Below are 13,880 nucleotides of genomic sequence, written 5' to 3'. Positions count from 1 at the left end.
CAGGCCCCGTAGGACAAAACGTGCCTGTTGACCGTGACTCCAGCCCTTTGCTACCCCTTGTTTTACTGAGGCCATCAACGGCAGAGGTGCCCGTAACGGGAACATAACAACAGACCCTGGGCACCAGGTTCTTCGATCATCCTCTTACCTTCGTGGGTCCATATAGGTCGCGTGTCCGTGGGCTAGGTGACCTTGCGCCTGCGGTGATTTGATCGTGACCGCGCCCCGGCGCGGTGCGTTTCAATTCAGGTTGCGCGCTGTCTGGCGGAGGCGGCTTGCGGCTCCTGCAGACCGAAGGTCCGGCATGAGGGACAAACTGCATCGTCCAGCAAGACGGGCCCGGTTGCGCAGGTTAGCGGAAGGAACGTCCCCCCCGCGCCGGGACCGCAGGGTTCCGTGCGGGGTGATGTTGACGCGAACAAAGGGTCCCCGGCCGCCCTTGACGGCCGGGGATCACGGCCGCCGCGGACGTTGGGCTGTGGCGCAACTGGCCATGCGACGGGGATGAACCCGGTGCCCATCGCCCAGCGCAGAGGCAGGGGGCAGGGGCGCGGTCAGAACTCTGCCCATGTTCCCGTCGCCTTGGCGCGATTGGCTCGCGGGCGGTTTGCCGATGCGGCGACGGCGGGCGCCCAATCCACCACCTTCGCCTCGATCGTCGGTTCAGCGGCACGCGCGCGCCCGGACGCTGAGGCCTGATCGTCCGACTTCTGGGTCGCGTTGAAGCGGAAGCCGGAAAGGGCCGTGATCAACTCTTCAGAGCGTAGCTTCAGCGTTGCCGCGGCGGCCGAGGTTTCTTCGGCCACGGCGCTGTTTTGCTGTGTCACCGTGTCGAGCTGATTCACGCCCGAGTTGATTTCGGTCAGACCGCGGGCCTGTTCGGCTGCAGCCAGCGCGATATCGGACACGAGGCTGGCGGCTTCATTCGCGCGGACGAGGATTTCGGCAAGGCTATCCCCCGCCTTTCGCACAAGCGCCGACCCGCGATCCACCTGTTCGGTGCTGTCAGTGATCAGGGCCTTGATTTCGCGCGCGGATTCCGAGGCGCGCTGGGCAAGAAGCCGCACCTCCGAGGCGACGACGGCAAAGCCGCGCCCCGCCTCGCCTGCCCGGGCGGCCTCGACGCCGGCATTCAGGGCAAGCAGGTTGGTTTGGAAGGCGATGTCGTCGATCACGCCGATGATGCGCGTGATCTGCTCTGATCCACGCTCGATCCCCTGCATCGCCGTGACCGCCTCTCGCACGATATCCGATCCGCGTTCTGCGCCGGTTCGATTGCCGAAACTCGCCTCTTGCGCCATGTTCGCGCGCTCGGCGGTGGAGCCTACCGATTGCGTCAGCTCCGTCAGGGCTGCCGCGGACTCCTCCAGCGTCGCGGCCTGCGTTTCGGCGCGGCTGGACAATTCCCGGCTGGCCTCGGCGATTTCCGCCGCGCTGTCCCGCACGCCCTGCGCCATCGCGTTGACCTGCTCGATGACGAGACTGATGCGCTCGATCACGCTGTTATAGCTCTGGCGCAGGGGATCGTATTCGGCCGGGAAGGGGTTGTCGGCCGTGCTGGGGATCGGTGTCGTCAGGTCACCCTCCGTCAGCCGCGACAGGCCCGCGCGAAGGTCATCGACAACGCGCGCCAGATCCTTGCGCAGTCCTTCACGCTCGGCCTGCTGCGATGCGGCCTCTTCCGCGAGGCGTGCGCCCTCGAGCAGATCGGTGCGCAAGGCGATGCAGGCATCGGTCAGTGCGCCGATCTCGTTCTTTGCGGTCGTGGGTGGGACCTCTGCCAGATAGTCCCGCCTTGCCAGACGATTGAGCACCACCACAAGGCTTGCCAGCGGGCCGAGTTCACGCTTGATCGCAAGATAGATTCCCGCACAGCCGAGGCTGACGCAAATCAGGGTCAACAGAATCAACTCGCTGGCGAAACCGATGATCTGATCGCGCAGGACATTCCAGTCGATCACGGCAGCCACGGCGCCGACGACCGTGCCCGACGCGTTGCGGACAGGTTCATAGATCGCGTAATAATGCACGTCGCGAACGACGATATCCCCCGCGAAATCGGCGCCTTGGGACAGGGCGGCATGCGCCGGGCTGTTCGGATCGAGCACGCTGCCGACGACGTTTTCGCCGTCCGACCCGGTGAGGGTGGAGGCGATGCGGCGGAACGCGCCGGTGGCGGCATCCCGTTCGAAATAGGTGAGTTTGGTGTCCGTCAGTTCAGAAATTTTTCGGATCAAATCCGGTGGGATCTGCAGGGGATCGCCCGTGTGCAGAAGATTCACCTCGCCGCCGCTTGGCTGCGCTGCACTTTCCAGTGCGCCGGTCTGGGATGCGAGCGCGTCGGAAAAGATTTCAAGCGCCATGTGGACCTGCTGATCTGCGATGTCGCGGTTGGTGCCGACCTTCAGGTAAAGGCCGATCGACGCGCTGATCGTTCCCAGCACGAGAAGGCTCAATCCGACAAAGACGGACAAACGGGCCGCTAAGGACAGACGGGAAAAGACGGTGGGCATGTTGATCCTCCATGGACAGGGGCGAGGCCGCTGTCAGAACAATTCGATAGACCCATGCGCCGCGATCGCCGGACGCGGGGGAAGCGGGATGTCGTCTGCCCTGTCGAGCAACAGCTGCAGGGCCTTGCCCGAGGCGGGCCAATAGCGGATGCGGCGGGCCTGAGTGCCGCCGATGCTTTGGGCGCGGAGGGCGATCCCTTCGCTGGCCAGAAAGGAGAGGGCGGCTTCGCCGTTGCGATGGCCGATATCCGGCAGACCGGCCAGCATCCGCGCCCCGCCGAACAGCTTGGCCTCCATGCGGCCGCGCTGCGCGCCCTGCTTGATCAGGCTGTTGACCAGGCGTTCCATCGCGGCGCCGGCATGTCGGATATCGCCTGCCCCTGCTTGATCCGGCAGAAGAAAATGATTCATTCCGCCGATCCTGCGGACAGGATCGAAGAGGCAGGCAGCGATGCAGGAGCCAAGCACCGTCGTCTGAATGACAGCCGCGTCGTCAGAAACATGGTGGTCGCCCTGAATGACGTGAACGAGACGGCTGTCAGCCGCGGCTGGAAATGTCATTGGACCACCCTTCGAAGATGGAGATCCGCCGTGCGGCGGGGCCGCGCGGCGAGAAGCGCGCCGCCGATCCTGTCGATGGGAAGAACGTCCCCGGCGGCGCCCGACTCGATTGCCGCGCGCGGCATGCCCCAGACGACGCTGCTGTCGCGATCCTGCGCGATGGTATGGGCCCCTGCCTGGTGCAAGCTGCCCAAACCGAGTGCGCCGTCCGTTCCCATCCCGGTCAGCAACGCCGCTGCGACGCGATCCCCGCAGGCGACGGCTGAATCAAACAGCGGATCGACGGCCGGGCGATGGCCGTGGCAGGGGGGGGCGGCAACCAGCGCGCAGCGAAGCGCGCCGGGTCGGCCGGCGACGGTCAGGTGATGTGTCGGCTCAGCCGCAAAGTAGACCGTGCCGCGCGTCAGCCGCGCGCCATCGACGGCCGCGACGACGTGCGGTCGGCAGGCATTGTCGAGCCGTCGCACGAGGCCGGGCACGAAACCATCTCGGATATGCTGGACGACGAGCGTGGGCGGACAATCCGCGGGGAACGACTTCAGAACCGTCTCGATCGCGGCCACACCCCCAGTGGACGCGCCGATGAGGATCAGTTCCGGGATCCGCAGATCGCCCTCCGCCGCCGACAGATGCAGGCGTGGATCCGCCATTCGGACGATCAGATCGTGGATGGTGTCCCCGGAACGTACGGCGAGGCAGGGCAAGTTTGCGCCGACAAGCCCTGTCGCAGGGCCGCGTCCATCCGTGCCGAACAGAAAAGCGCGGCTTTCCAGCATCTTGGCGAGGCGCAAGAAACCTTCAAGCTCTGGCTCGGCCAGAAAATCCGTGGATATGGCGATCATCGCGGGCACCATCTCTTCTGCGATGGGATAGGCTTCGAGAAGTGAGGCCGCTTCGATCGCCCTGACGGGACCCTTCGTTTGGGCGAGCTTCCTGCGTCGGTTGGCGACGGGGTCTGCCACCAGCACCGTTTGCACATTCTGAAGATCGTTTCGCTTCACCGCCAAGTTACACCGCCCATGACCGAATTTGCCGCAGACGATCACATGCCCCGATGAATGAAAGGTTTCCGTCCTTTGCCCTGATCCGGAAAATTTTCTCTGTCGCGCCGATGGCCGGAAACCAACCGTTAAGGGACGGCGGTGCACCTTACGGATCGGATCAGCAGTGTCGGGACCGGTCGCTGTGATCCTGATTGCCTTGATGTGCTGGCCAGCGGGAGGTGCGAATGACGGAACGCTTCATTTTGCCAAACAGGCTCGACAGTTCGGCTGCAGCTGCCTTGGCCGCGGCGCTGCTTGAACGTCGTGGTCATGGGCTGGATCTGGACGCGTCGGAAGTTGAGGTCATGGGCGCACTCGCCATGGAAGTGCTTATTGCGGCAGGGCGGCAGTGGTCAGCTGATGGGCAAACGCTGGCAATTCAGGCCCCCTCGTTGCGGTACGCCGCTGCCTGTGAGGCGATGGGCCTTGCGCCGGATGCGCCGTGGATTGGTGTGGCGGCAAAGACGGGAGATGCGGCATGACGATCCGCATCCTTGCCATCGACGACAGCCCGACGATGCGGGGACTGGTGGCTTCCGCCCTCGCGGGGGAGGGTTTCCAGATCCATCTGGCGGCAGACGGTTTGGAGGGCCTTGCGCGCCTGGCTGATGCCGATCCGCATCTTGTGATCACCGATATCAACATGCCGCGGCTGGATGGGTTTGGGGTGATCGAAGGCGTCCGCGCCAGCGCGACGCATCCGCATGTCCCGATCCTCGTTCTGACGACGGAAAGCGGCTCTGACTTGAAGGAGCGCGCGCGCTCGGCCGGCGCGACAGGGTGGATCGTAAAACCCTTTGAAGATGCGCGCCTCGTCTCCACCATCAATCGCGTGCTGGGCCTGTGACATGAGCATCGCTTCGTTGCGCGCGACGTTCTTTGAAGAGTGCGAGGACCTTCTGTCCAAAATGGGTGAGGGGCTGGGAAGGATGGCGCGTCCCGATGCGCCGCCGGACATGGAAACGGTGCACGAGGTTTTTCGGGCGGTTCATTCGATCAAGGGCGGGAGCGGGGCTTTCGGACTGACGTCACTGGTCGAATTCGCCCATGTTTTCGAAACAGTGCTCGACTTGATGCGGTCGGGCAAGCTGGCGATGGAGGTTGTGGCAGTCCAGGCGTTGCTGCGCGCCTACGACGTGTTGTCAGATCTCATCGACGTTGCGCGCGACGGCGGGGCCGAGCCACCGCAGATGGCAGCCGTTCTGATGGAACTCGACCTCATGGCCGAAGCCGGACCGGGCGGTGGCACGGAAGACGACGTATTTGACTTCCAGCCCTTGCCGCTGGAATTGCCGGACGTGGCTGCGCCGGAGGGTGGCGGAAGCTCGAGCCCCGCTGTTTATTCTGTTACGCTTGTGCCTACGGCAGATCTTTTCGCCTGCGGTCATGAACCTGCGGCCCTGCTGCGGGCGCTGGCGGAACTGGGTGAGGTGCAGGTCATGGCCGATCTTGCCGGGGTGCCTCTTCTGTCAGACATGGATCTTGGGCGGCCGCGGTTGCGATGGACTGTGACGCTTTCGACGTTTGCCTCGCATGAGGAAATCGGGGCGATCTTCGAATTTGTCGGAAATCTGGCAGAGGTGAAGATCGCGGCGAACCCGTCACCGGCCAAGGCGGAAGGGGATGTCACGATTGCCGGTCCCGCCGACCAAGCGGTTTCGTTGCGTGCGGTCGAGGTTTCTGCGCCAAAGGCTGCGTCTTCCGTTCAACCCAAACCGTTTGCCGCACCTGCCGCCGTCCCAGCGCCACCCGGCGAAAACGGCGCGACTGCGCTTCCGATGACGACGACGATTCGCGTCAACCTCGACCGGGTGGATCGGCTGATCAATCAGATCGGAGAACTGGTGATCATGGAGGCGATGTTGGCGCAGGCCGTTGCCAGTGCGGGGCTGCGCGACCATAGCGATGTGTCCACAAGCCTAGACGGGATAAAGCAGCTTGCCGCCAGTATTCAGGAAAGCGTCATGTCGATCCGCGCCCAGCCTTTGCGGCCGGTTTTCCAGCGCATGGAGCGGATCGTCCGCGAGGCCGGTGACGCAACGGGAAAGCAAGTGCGTCTCATCATGCTGGGCGAGGCGACCGAAGTCGACAAAACGGTGATCGAGCGGCTGGTTGATCCGCTGACGCATATGCTGCGCAACTCTGTGGATCACGGGATCGAAGCGCCTTCGGTTCGCGCGGCTGCGGGAAAAGCGCCGCAAGGCGTGATCACACTTTCGGCCGCGCATCGATCGGGCCGGGTGGTGATCGAGGTTTCTGATGACGGGGGCGGGATTGACCGCGCACGCGTGCGCGACGTGGCAGAGGAGCGTGGCCTGATCCCGGCGGGAACGCAACTTGCCCCTGCCGATATCGACAACCTGCTCTTTCTTCCGGGCTTTTCGTCCAAACAGGAAGTCTCGGCCTTGTCGGGGCGCGGCGTCGGTCTCGATGTCGTGCGGCGCGAAATCCAGTCTCTCGGGGGGCGTGTCACCATTCAGTCGGCGCCGGGCGAAGGCACAACATTCACGATTGCCTTGCCCCTGACACTTGCCGTGCTGGAGGGGATGTTGATCAGCGTCGGGCATGAGATCATGGTGCTGCCGCTCGCTTCCATCACCGAAACGATCCGGCCGACCCCTTCGCAGCTCCATGCCCTGGGTCGCACCGGTCGCGTGGTCGCCAATCGTGGCACTTTGGTGCCGATCGTCGATCTGGCGGAAAGCTTTGGGTATCCGCCGATCACGGATCTTGAGGCCGCGGTCCTGATCATGGTGGAAACGGATGAGGGTCGGCACGCTGCTCTGGCCGCTCATGCAATCCATGACCAGAGGCAGGTCGTGATAAAGAGCCTCGAGAACAATTATGGCGCCGTTCATGGCATTTCGGCGGCAACGATCCTGGGTGATGGGCGCATCGCGCTGATCATCGATCCGCGCGAGATTGTTGAAAGCGCCTCCTGCGATCCGACTGCCCGCCCCCTCTCTGCACATGGATGACATATGCGCCAAACCATTCTGCAAGCCACCGCTGACCAAAGTGACGTCGTAGCCTTTCGGATCGGCGAACAGGACTATTGTATTGATATCAACGTGGTCCGCGAAATTCGCGGCTGGACGCCCACCACCGTTCTGCCCCATGCGCCCCCTTATGTGATGGGGGTGATCAATCTGCGCGGCAACGTTGTTGCTGTGATCGACCTTGCCGCGCGATTGGGCCTCGGAAACACCCAGCCAACCCCGCGCCACGTTGTGGTGATTGTGACCTTCGGCCATCAGACCGTCGGGCTTATGGCTGATGTTGTGTCTGACATCCTCGGGGTCGGCGAGGCCGAGCTGAAGCCGGTTCCGGATATCGGCTGCGATACGACCCGGGCCTTCATCAGCAATGTCATCACATTGGAAGATGGCCGCATGCTGCGCAAACTGGAACTTTCCGCGGTCTTGCCCCCCCGCGCCGGAGAGAGGCCGTGATGCCGCGTTTCGTTTCTCCACCATGGATGAGTGCCCAGTGTTCCGCCCCATGACGATCGCGCTTCCTGACAGGCCTTTGCGGGGCGTGGACGCGCCCCCTGATTTGACGGATGCACAGTTTGCGGCGATCACCCAGCGCATCCACCGTGAAACGGGGATTGTGATCGGCGCGGCGAAACGCAGCATGCTGATCTCGCGACTGGCGCATCGGTTGCGTCATCTGGGGCTAACGGATTTTGCGGCCTATATCCGTGTGCTTGACAGCGTGGAAGGCGAGGAGGAGCGGCATGCGCTGATCTCGGCCATCACGACAAATGTCACGCGCTTTTTCCGCGAGCCGCATCATTTTGATGCGCTTTCGGAGATGGCACTTGCGCTGGTCGCGCGGGCGCGGGCGGGCGGGCGGGTGCGGATATGGTCGGCCGGATGCTCTACAGGGCAAGAACCCTATAGCATCGCGGCAACGCTGGTTGACCGTGCGCCCGAAATCACGCAGCTGGACCTGCGCATTCTCGCCACGGATATCGACGCGAAGGTGATCGAGACGGCGCGACGGGGCATCTACGACCAGGCGAGCCTTGGTCAGGATGTGCCCGTGTCGCTGCGGCGACATCTGCAAGAAACACCTGACGGTCGGCTTGCCGTATCGTCCGACTTGCGGAGCCTAATTCGGTTTGAGCCGTTGAATCTGTTGGGCATCTGGCCCTTCACCGGCCAGTTCGACATCGTCTTCTGCCGCAACGTGGTGATCTATTTCGACGCCGAAACACGCCACAGCCTTTGGCGGCGATTTTCCAGCCGGATCCTGCCGCAGGGGCAGCTTTTCCTTGGCCATTCCGAGCGGATGGATCCCCGGCTTGATCCTTACTTCGAACCTTGCGGGATCACGCGCTATCGCCGAACGGACCGTAACCTTGCCGAGGACGGCCCCTCATTTCCTGTCGGTGAAACCTAGAGAGGAACCCCGATGCCGTTAAGAAACACCCTGACACTCATGGTGGTGGATGACATGACCGTCAGCCGCGGCCTTGTCGAACAGGCGCTGGAAGAGATGGGAATCCAGAAGATCGCCTTTGAGAAGGACGGGGCAACCGCATTGCGCCGTCTGGTGGCGAATCCGGTGCATCTGGTGCTGTCTGATTACAACATGCCCGGCATGGACGGGCTGTCGCTGCTTGAGGCGCTGCGGCTTAACACATCGACGCAGCGGATCGGTTTCATCCTGATGACGGGCCGACCCGACCGCGAGATCATCTCGCGCGGTCACAAGCTGGGGATGAACAACTTCATCTCGAAGCCGTTCACGACGCTTGGGTTGAAGTCCTGTATCGAAAAGGTTGTCGGGGCGCTGTGATGTTTGTGGAGGATGGCGCCGGCCCGACGGAAGAGCCGTTCGACGCGCCGCAGGAGATTGCGCCTGCGGTCCTGCTGGCGGCTTGTGCGGCAGAGGCGGAACGGCAGGCCGCCGATCTGCGCAAGCTCGACGCCGCGCTGGGTGCGGCCTTGATCGCGGCGCGGCGTCAATCCGGGGCAGGGGGCGGAAAATGGCCGCCGGATTGGACCGCCGACGAACCAGGCGGCGAAGAGGGGGCGAAGTCGTCAGGGCGCGCCACGGATGGGGGGGCGCCGGAGGCGGCGGCGCTGGTGCCGGCGCTTGTGGCAGACTTGCAGTTGGCGGATCAGATCCGGCAGGAGGCCGAAGGTTTAGCCAAGGTGTTGGCCCTGCTCGCCGGGCGGGGGGATAGCGATGGCTGTCTATCGGCGGCGCAGGTGCGTGCTTGTACCCCGGTTTCTGCGCTGCAGCGGCGGCTGCTGGCCCCGGTGGGAACCTGTCCCCCGCAAAGGAGGGACGGGGCCGCGATCATTTCTTGATGCTGCAACGTGGCGGCGCGCGCTGACCACGACGGCCAATCTGGCCAGAGGCCTAGCTGGGTGGCGGCGTGATCGGGTGGCTGTGTATTGGGGCGGCGGAGTGATGGGGCGGCGGAGTAATGGCGGTGAAACTGGGCGGGGGGGCGACTGCGCGCAGTCATGGCCGGGCGGAGGCATGATTGGGCGGGTTGGGGAAGGGCGTAAATTGGCCGTCCATGCGAAAGAGGGCGAAGGCGCAATTGGGCGCTGGCGTGACAGGGCGGAGGGGCGATTGGGCAGAATGCCCTCGGCGGATGGGTGGCCCGATGTTGCGATGTGGCTTACAGGCGCCGGAAACGATTGCCTTTTGCGGGCCGCCAGTCAAAGCATCGTACGCGCCTGACGATGCTGCGATCACGCTGGGCGCGTCGGGCCAGCCGAGAGGGCGGCGCGATGCGAGGCGCCCAAGCTTTGGATCACGGCGCGGGCGGCAGAGGTGAGGGGCGGTTCGGTTTCGCGCAAGATCTCGATCCGGTCGAAGCGATCGGGATGGGCGGCGAGGATGTCGCGCAGGGACCGGCCGAAGACCTGCCGAAGCTCTGTGCCGATGTTGAACTTGCAGATATGGCTGCGGGCGGCGAGGTGGGCGCGCTGGTCGGGCGGTACGCCAGAGCCGCCATGTATGACGAGCGGGGTGGCGGTTCGCCTTTCGATCGCGGCAAGGCGGTCAAGGTCAAGCCCGGTGCCGGGCTGTGTCTGAAGATGGACATTGCCGATGGAGACGGCCATCGCGTCGATCCGGGTTTCACGGGCGAAACGGGCGGCCTCTGCCGCATCGGTGCCGAGGGACGCGGCCCCTGCGGCATAGCCCACGAAGCCGATCTCCCCTTCACAGGACGCGGCCGCCGCATGGGCGAGGGCGGCGACATCGGCGGTGCGGGCGATGTTGTCCTCCAGCGGCAGGCGAGAGCCATCGAACATGACGGAGGTGAAACCCGCATCAAGGGCGGCTTTGCATTCGTCGAGGCTTTCGGCGTGATCGAGATGGGCCACGATCGGAACATCCACACTGGCGGCGAGGTGGCGGAACATCGCGGCAAGGATGGGCAGCGGCGTATGGGCGCGGCAGCCGGGGCCAGCCTGCAGGATCAGGGGGGCCTGTTCGGCCTGCGCGGCGTCGGTGTAGGCGCGCATATCCTCCCACCCCAGACAGACCAGGCCGGGGACGGCATATCCGTGTCGAAGCGCGGGCTGCAGAACCTGCGCGAGCGTGGCAAGGGTCATTTGAACTTGGCCACCATGTCCATGATGCCTGGGATCGTGTGCAGCTGACCCGCGTGGGTGGGTTGGAAATACTGTTTCAGGCTGCGCTGGCTCTGCCCGCCGAGGATGGTGAAGTAATACATCTCATAACCCGGCAGGACGCAGCAGGGATGATAGCCCTTGTCGATGAGGACGGTGGATCGGTTCATGATGTGGTAGGCATCGCCGGGTTCATCTTCGCTGCGTTGCATCATCTGCAGGCCAGATCCGACATCGGGGCGGAAGCGGAAGTTGTAACATTCATCATGGCGGGTTTCGATCAGCTCGCCCGTGGCTGGATCGTGGCGGTCGGTGTCGTGCTTGTGGCTGGGAAAGCCGGACCAGCCCCCCGCGCCGACGGTATAGAGTTCCGACACCAGCAGGCGACCGACGCGGTCATGGTATTTGGTCCCGAGGATGTGCTTGATCTTGCGGTGGGTTTTCGTGTCGTCCGAGCCGTATTGGACCGGGTCGATATCGGCGGCACGGATGGCGAAGGGGCGGAGGGTTTCGGAAAAGCGCGCGCCCGCGATGAAGGTTTCCGTGTCCGTCCGGGCGGTGATGCGGGCGGGCGCATCAGCGGGGATATAGACCGCTTCGGGTTCGCCATCCCAGACATCGACGCCGCGCTGACCGATGTCGGCATAGGTTTCACCCAGTGTTTCGACCGTCACGGTGCCGGTGGCGGGGACGATGCAGGTTTCATAGCCGGGCGTGCGGTAGTGAAAGGTTTCGCCCGCTTTCAGGTTGAGGATGTTGAAATAGACCAACGGCACCCGCGGATCGTTGCAGTCCACGATGGGGCGGTTGGCGTTGTCATGCGGGGCGATGTGCATGGGGGTCCTGTCTGCCTGCGGTCGGGCCGGGGTGGGTTGCGAGGAAGGCATCAAGCTCTGCCGTGTCGGGCAGGGCGGGGGCGCAGCCGACACGGGCGACGACCATGGCGGCCGCGGCGGACCCGCGCAAAACGGCCGAGCGAAGGGGGTGGCCGCTGGCGAGGCTGGCGATAAGACCGGCGAGGAAGCTGTCGCCCGCTCCGGTGGGCTTGAGGGCAGCGGTGCGGTAGATGCCGGTGCCGAATTCACTATCGGGGGTGAGGGTGATCGCGCCCGCTTCGCCCATCTTGAAGATGACGATCTGGGCGGTCTGCCGGGCGAGGCTGCGGGCTGCGGCAAGGCCCTGGTCGGGATCGCCCGCCATGACGGCGAACTCTTCTTCATTGCCGATGATCACGTCGCAGTTTGCTGCGGCTTTCGAATAGACATCGGCCGCCTCCGTGCGGGAGCGCCACGAGTAGGGGCGGTAGTCCAGATCGAAGATGAGGGGCAGTCCTGCGGCGCGGGCGCGGGTGAAGGCGTGAAAGGCCGCGCTGCGCGACGGCTCGGCCGCGAGGACGGTGCCGGTGGTGATCAGGGCGGAATAGGCGGTGAAGTCGATCCCTTGGACATCTGCCGAGGTCATCGCGAAATCGGCGGCGTTGTTGCGGTAGATGACGGATTGGCAATCCTCGAGCCGGGTTTCGACGACGGCCAGCGAATTGCGCGCCTCGCCCGCCACGCTGCGGACATGGCCTTGATCGACGCCGTAGCGCGACAGCGCGTTGCGGCAGAAGCGGCCGATGGCATCGTCAGAGACGCAGGTCACAAGGGCGGCGCGGCAGCCCAGCTTGACCAGACCCACGGCGATGTTGGCCGATGATCCGCCGAGGGCCGCGGTAAAGCGGGTGGCATCTTCGGTGCGGGTTCCGGGCGGATCGGCATAAAGATCAAGGCCCGCCCGCCCGATGACAAGGAAGTTGCGCCCTGACAGGCGGTCGAGGATGGGCATCATGGAACGTACCGCGCCGATACAGGCCAAAGGCCGCGCGCGCGGCCCGGGTGGGCGGGCAGGGGGACGTGGCCTTTCGGGTGGGTCATGGTTTCCCCCTTTTGCCTGTGCGTCGTGAAACGGGGCTTGCCTGTGCTGGGACCTGAGGATACAGCTTTTGCAACCGGTTGCAACAAGCGTCGCGGTCGGTGCTGAAAGCGGGGAGGCTTTCTGTGGCAGAGATCGGCATCGGACTGATCGGCGGCGGATATATGGGCAAGGCCCATGCCGTGGCCTATTCTGCTGTGGGGGCGGTGTTCGACACCGCCCTGCGGCCCCGGCTCGAGGTGATCGCGGCCACAAGCCTTGCCTCGGCAGAGCGCCACGCGCGTTCCTATGGCTTTGCCCGGGCCGCCGAAAGCTGGCGTGATGTGGTGGGTGATCCGCGCGTGGGGGCGGTGGTGATCGCATCGCCGCAAGAGACGCACCGCGCGATCGCCGAGGCGGCGTTTGCGGCGGGAAAGCCGGTGTTCTGCGAAAAGCCGCTCGGGGCGTCGCTGGCGGATGCCCGGGCGATGGTGGCGGCGGCAGAGACCTCCGGGTTGCCCAACATGATCGGGTTCAACTATGTGCGCACGCCTGCCACGCAATTCGTGCGGCAGCTGTTGGCCGAGGGCGCGATCGGCCGCGTGACATGGTTTCGCGGCGAGCATACAGAGGATTTTCTGGCCGATCCCGCATTGCCTGCGACCTGGCGCACGACAGGGCGGGCGAATGGCACGATGGGCGATCTGGCGCCGCATCCGATCAATTGCCTGCTGGCGCTGATGGGGCCGGTGGAGGCGCTTTCGGCGCGGATCGAGACGGTGCACGCGGTGCGGCCCGGGCCGGCGGGGCCGGTTGCTGTGGACAACGACGATCAGGCGCAGATGATGTTGCGCTTTGCGTCCGGTGTGATGGGGCATCTGTTTGTCAGCCGCGTGGCGACGGGGCGGAAGATGGGCTATGCCTATGAAATTCACGGCACGAAGGGCGCGATCCGCTTCGATCAGGAAGATCAGAACGCGGTCTGGCTGTACCGCGCTGACGGGCCCGAGGCGACGCGGGGGTTCACGCGTATCCTGACCGGCCCCCGGCATCCCGATTACCTCGCCTTCTGCCAGGGTCCCGGTCATGGCACCGGCTATCAGGACCAGATCATCATCGAGGCGCGGGATTTTCTGCAGGCGATCGCCACGGGGCGCCCGGTCTGGCCCACCTTCCGTGACGGGCTTGCCGTATCGGCGATCATCGAGACGGCGTTCAAGGCGGCGGAAGACGGGCAATGGCACGCTGTCGCGCAAGGGTGAGGA

General features: G+C 64.6%; 14 protein-coding genes. 8 read left to right on the top strand and 6 right to left on the bottom strand.

What is annotated here, in order from left to right; all coding sequences use genetic code 11:
* Nucleotides 1-554: 554 nt before the first annotated feature.
* The 3 genes from GU920_RS18465 to GU920_RS18455 all read right to left on the bottom strand — a co-directional run bounded on the left by GU920_RS18465 (nucleotide 555) and on the right by GU920_RS18455 (nucleotide 4,075).
* Complete coding sequence (locus tag GU920_RS18465) at nucleotides 555-2,513, bottom strand: methyl-accepting chemotaxis protein (protein WP_161768580.1); 1,959 nt, start codon at nucleotides 2,511-2,513, stop codon at nucleotides 555-557.
* 33 nt (nucleotides 2,514-2,546) lie between these two features.
* Nucleotides 2,547-2,924, bottom strand: a complete 378-nt coding sequence (locus GU920_RS19635; RefSeq protein ID WP_268894697.1) for a chemotaxis protein CheD — start codon at nucleotides 2,922-2,924, stop codon at nucleotides 2,547-2,549.
* 146 nt (nucleotides 2,925-3,070) lie between these two features.
* Nucleotides 3,071-4,075, bottom strand: coding sequence for a CheB methylesterase domain-containing protein (locus tag GU920_RS18455; protein WP_328799322.1), 1,005 nt, complete (start codon nucleotides 4,073-4,075; stop codon nucleotides 3,071-3,073).
* Between the two features lie 227 nt (nucleotides 4,076-4,302).
* Between GU920_RS18455 and GU920_RS18450 the strand changes: the two genes are divergently transcribed.
* The 7 genes from GU920_RS18450 (at nucleotide 4,303) to GU920_RS18420 (ending at nucleotide 9,441) form a co-directional block, all read left to right on the top strand.
* Nucleotides 4,303-4,599, top strand: coding sequence for an STAS domain-containing protein (locus GU920_RS18450; RefSeq protein WP_161768578.1), 297 nt, complete (start codon nucleotides 4,303-4,305; stop codon nucleotides 4,597-4,599).
* Nucleotides 4,596-4,964 carry a response regulator gene (locus tag GU920_RS18445; RefSeq protein ID WP_161768577.1) on the top strand — a complete coding sequence of 123 codons (369 nt, stop codon included), beginning with the start codon at nucleotides 4,596-4,598 and terminating at the stop codon, nucleotides 4,962-4,964. The genes GU920_RS18450 and GU920_RS18445 overlap by 4 nt, the downstream gene beginning before the upstream one ends.
* A 1-nt stretch (nucleotide 4,965) precedes the next feature.
* The gene (locus GU920_RS18440; protein WP_161768576.1) at nucleotides 4,966-7,095 is read left to right on the top strand and encodes a chemotaxis protein CheA; all 2,130 of its coding nucleotides are present in this window, start codon (nucleotides 4,966-4,968) and stop codon (nucleotides 7,093-7,095) included.
* Nucleotides 7,096-7,098: 3 nt separating this feature from the next.
* Entirely contained in the window at nucleotides 7,099-7,569 is a 471-nt protein-coding gene (locus GU920_RS18435; RefSeq protein WP_161768575.1) for a chemotaxis protein CheW, read from the top strand.
* 103 nt (nucleotides 7,570-7,672) lie between these two features.
* Nucleotides 7,673-8,524, top strand: a complete 852-nt coding sequence (locus GU920_RS18430) for a CheR family methyltransferase (RefSeq protein WP_201744249.1) — start codon at nucleotides 7,673-7,675, stop codon at nucleotides 8,522-8,524.
* 12 nt (nucleotides 8,525-8,536) lie between these two features.
* Complete coding sequence (locus tag GU920_RS18425; protein WP_161768573.1) at nucleotides 8,537-8,923, top strand: response regulator; 387 nt, start codon at nucleotides 8,537-8,539, stop codon at nucleotides 8,921-8,923.
* A complete protein-coding gene (locus GU920_RS18420) occupies nucleotides 8,923-9,441 on the top strand; it encodes a hypothetical protein (RefSeq protein WP_235933408.1) in 519 nt (172 codons plus the stop codon). The genes GU920_RS18425 and GU920_RS18420 overlap by 1 nt, the downstream gene beginning before the upstream one ends.
* A 393-nt stretch (nucleotides 9,442-9,834) precedes the next feature.
* Here the strand turns inward: GU920_RS18420 and GU920_RS18415 are convergent, their stop codons facing one another.
* Genes GU920_RS18415 through iolC form a run of 3 tightly spaced genes read right to left on the bottom strand, consistent with a single transcriptional unit; the run spans nucleotide 9,835 to nucleotide 12,549 of the window.
* On the bottom strand, nucleotides 9,835-10,704 hold the full coding sequence (locus tag GU920_RS18415; protein WP_161768571.1) for a class II fructose-bisphosphate aldolase: 870 nt from the start codon (nucleotides 10,702-10,704) through the stop codon (nucleotides 9,835-9,837).
* Nucleotides 10,701-11,558: a 5-deoxy-glucuronate isomerase gene (locus GU920_RS18410; protein WP_161768570.1), complete on the bottom strand. Its 858-nt coding sequence runs from the start codon at nucleotides 11,556-11,558 to the stop codon at nucleotides 10,701-10,703. The genes GU920_RS18415 and GU920_RS18410 overlap by 4 nt, the downstream gene beginning before the upstream one ends.
* Nucleotides 11,539-12,549: a 5-dehydro-2-deoxygluconokinase gene (iolC, locus tag GU920_RS18405; protein ID WP_161768586.1), complete on the bottom strand. Its 1,011-nt coding sequence runs from the start codon at nucleotides 12,547-12,549 to the stop codon at nucleotides 11,539-11,541. Before iolC ends, GU920_RS18410 begins: the two co-directional genes overlap by 20 nt.
* Before the next feature lie 212 nt (nucleotides 12,550-12,761).
* Between iolC and GU920_RS18400 the strand changes: the two genes are divergently transcribed.
* Complete coding sequence (locus GU920_RS18400) at nucleotides 12,762-13,877, top strand: Gfo/Idh/MocA family protein (RefSeq protein ID WP_161768569.1); 1,116 nt, start codon at nucleotides 12,762-12,764, stop codon at nucleotides 13,875-13,877.
* Nucleotides 13,878-13,880: the final 3 nt, after the last annotated feature.

The sequence above is a fragment of the Paragemmobacter ruber genome, from assembly GCF_009908315.1.
Classification (GTDB): Bacteria; Pseudomonadota; Alphaproteobacteria; order Rhodobacterales; family Rhodobacteraceae; genus Paragemmobacter; species Paragemmobacter ruber.
This window is presented reverse-complemented; position numbering and strand designations above follow the sequence as displayed.

Bases quoted from the DNA above. Each gene is read 5' to 3' on its own strand.
- GU920_RS18465 (WP_161768580.1), bottom strand. From the start codon at position 2,513: ATGCCCACCGTCTTTTCCCGTCTGTCCTTAGCGGCCCGTTTGTCCGTC.
- GU920_RS18440 (WP_161768576.1), top strand. From the start codon at position 4,966: ATGAGCATCGCTTCGTTGCGCGCGACGTTCTTTGAAGAGTGCGAGGAC.
- GU920_RS18445 (WP_161768577.1), top strand. From the start codon at position 4,596: ATGACGATCCGCATCCTTGCCATCGACGACAGCCCGACGATGCGGGGA.
- GU920_RS18420 (WP_235933408.1), top strand. From the start codon at position 8,923: ATGTTTGTGGAGGATGGCGCCGGCCCGACGGAAGAGCCGTTCGACGCG.
- GU920_RS19635 (WP_268894697.1), bottom strand. From the start codon at position 2,924: ATGAATCATTTTCTTCTGCCGGATCAAGCAGGGGCAGGCGATATCCGA.
- iolC (WP_161768586.1), bottom strand. From the start codon at position 12,549: ATGCCCATCCTCGACCGCCTGTCAGGGCGCAACTTCCTTGTCATCGGG.
- GU920_RS18425 (WP_161768573.1), top strand. From the start codon at position 8,537: ATGCCGTTAAGAAACACCCTGACACTCATGGTGGTGGATGACATGACC.
- GU920_RS18450 (WP_161768578.1), top strand. From the start codon at position 4,303: ATGACGGAACGCTTCATTTTGCCAAACAGGCTCGACAGTTCGGCTGCA.
- GU920_RS18410 (WP_161768570.1), bottom strand. From the start codon at position 11,558: ATGCACATCGCCCCGCATGACAACGCCAACCGCCCCATCGTGGACTGC.
- GU920_RS18415 (WP_161768571.1), bottom strand. From the start codon at position 10,704: ATGACCCTTGCCACGCTCGCGCAGGTTCTGCAGCCCGCGCTTCGACAC.
- GU920_RS18435 (WP_161768575.1), top strand. From the start codon at position 7,099: ATGCGCCAAACCATTCTGCAAGCCACCGCTGACCAAAGTGACGTCGTA.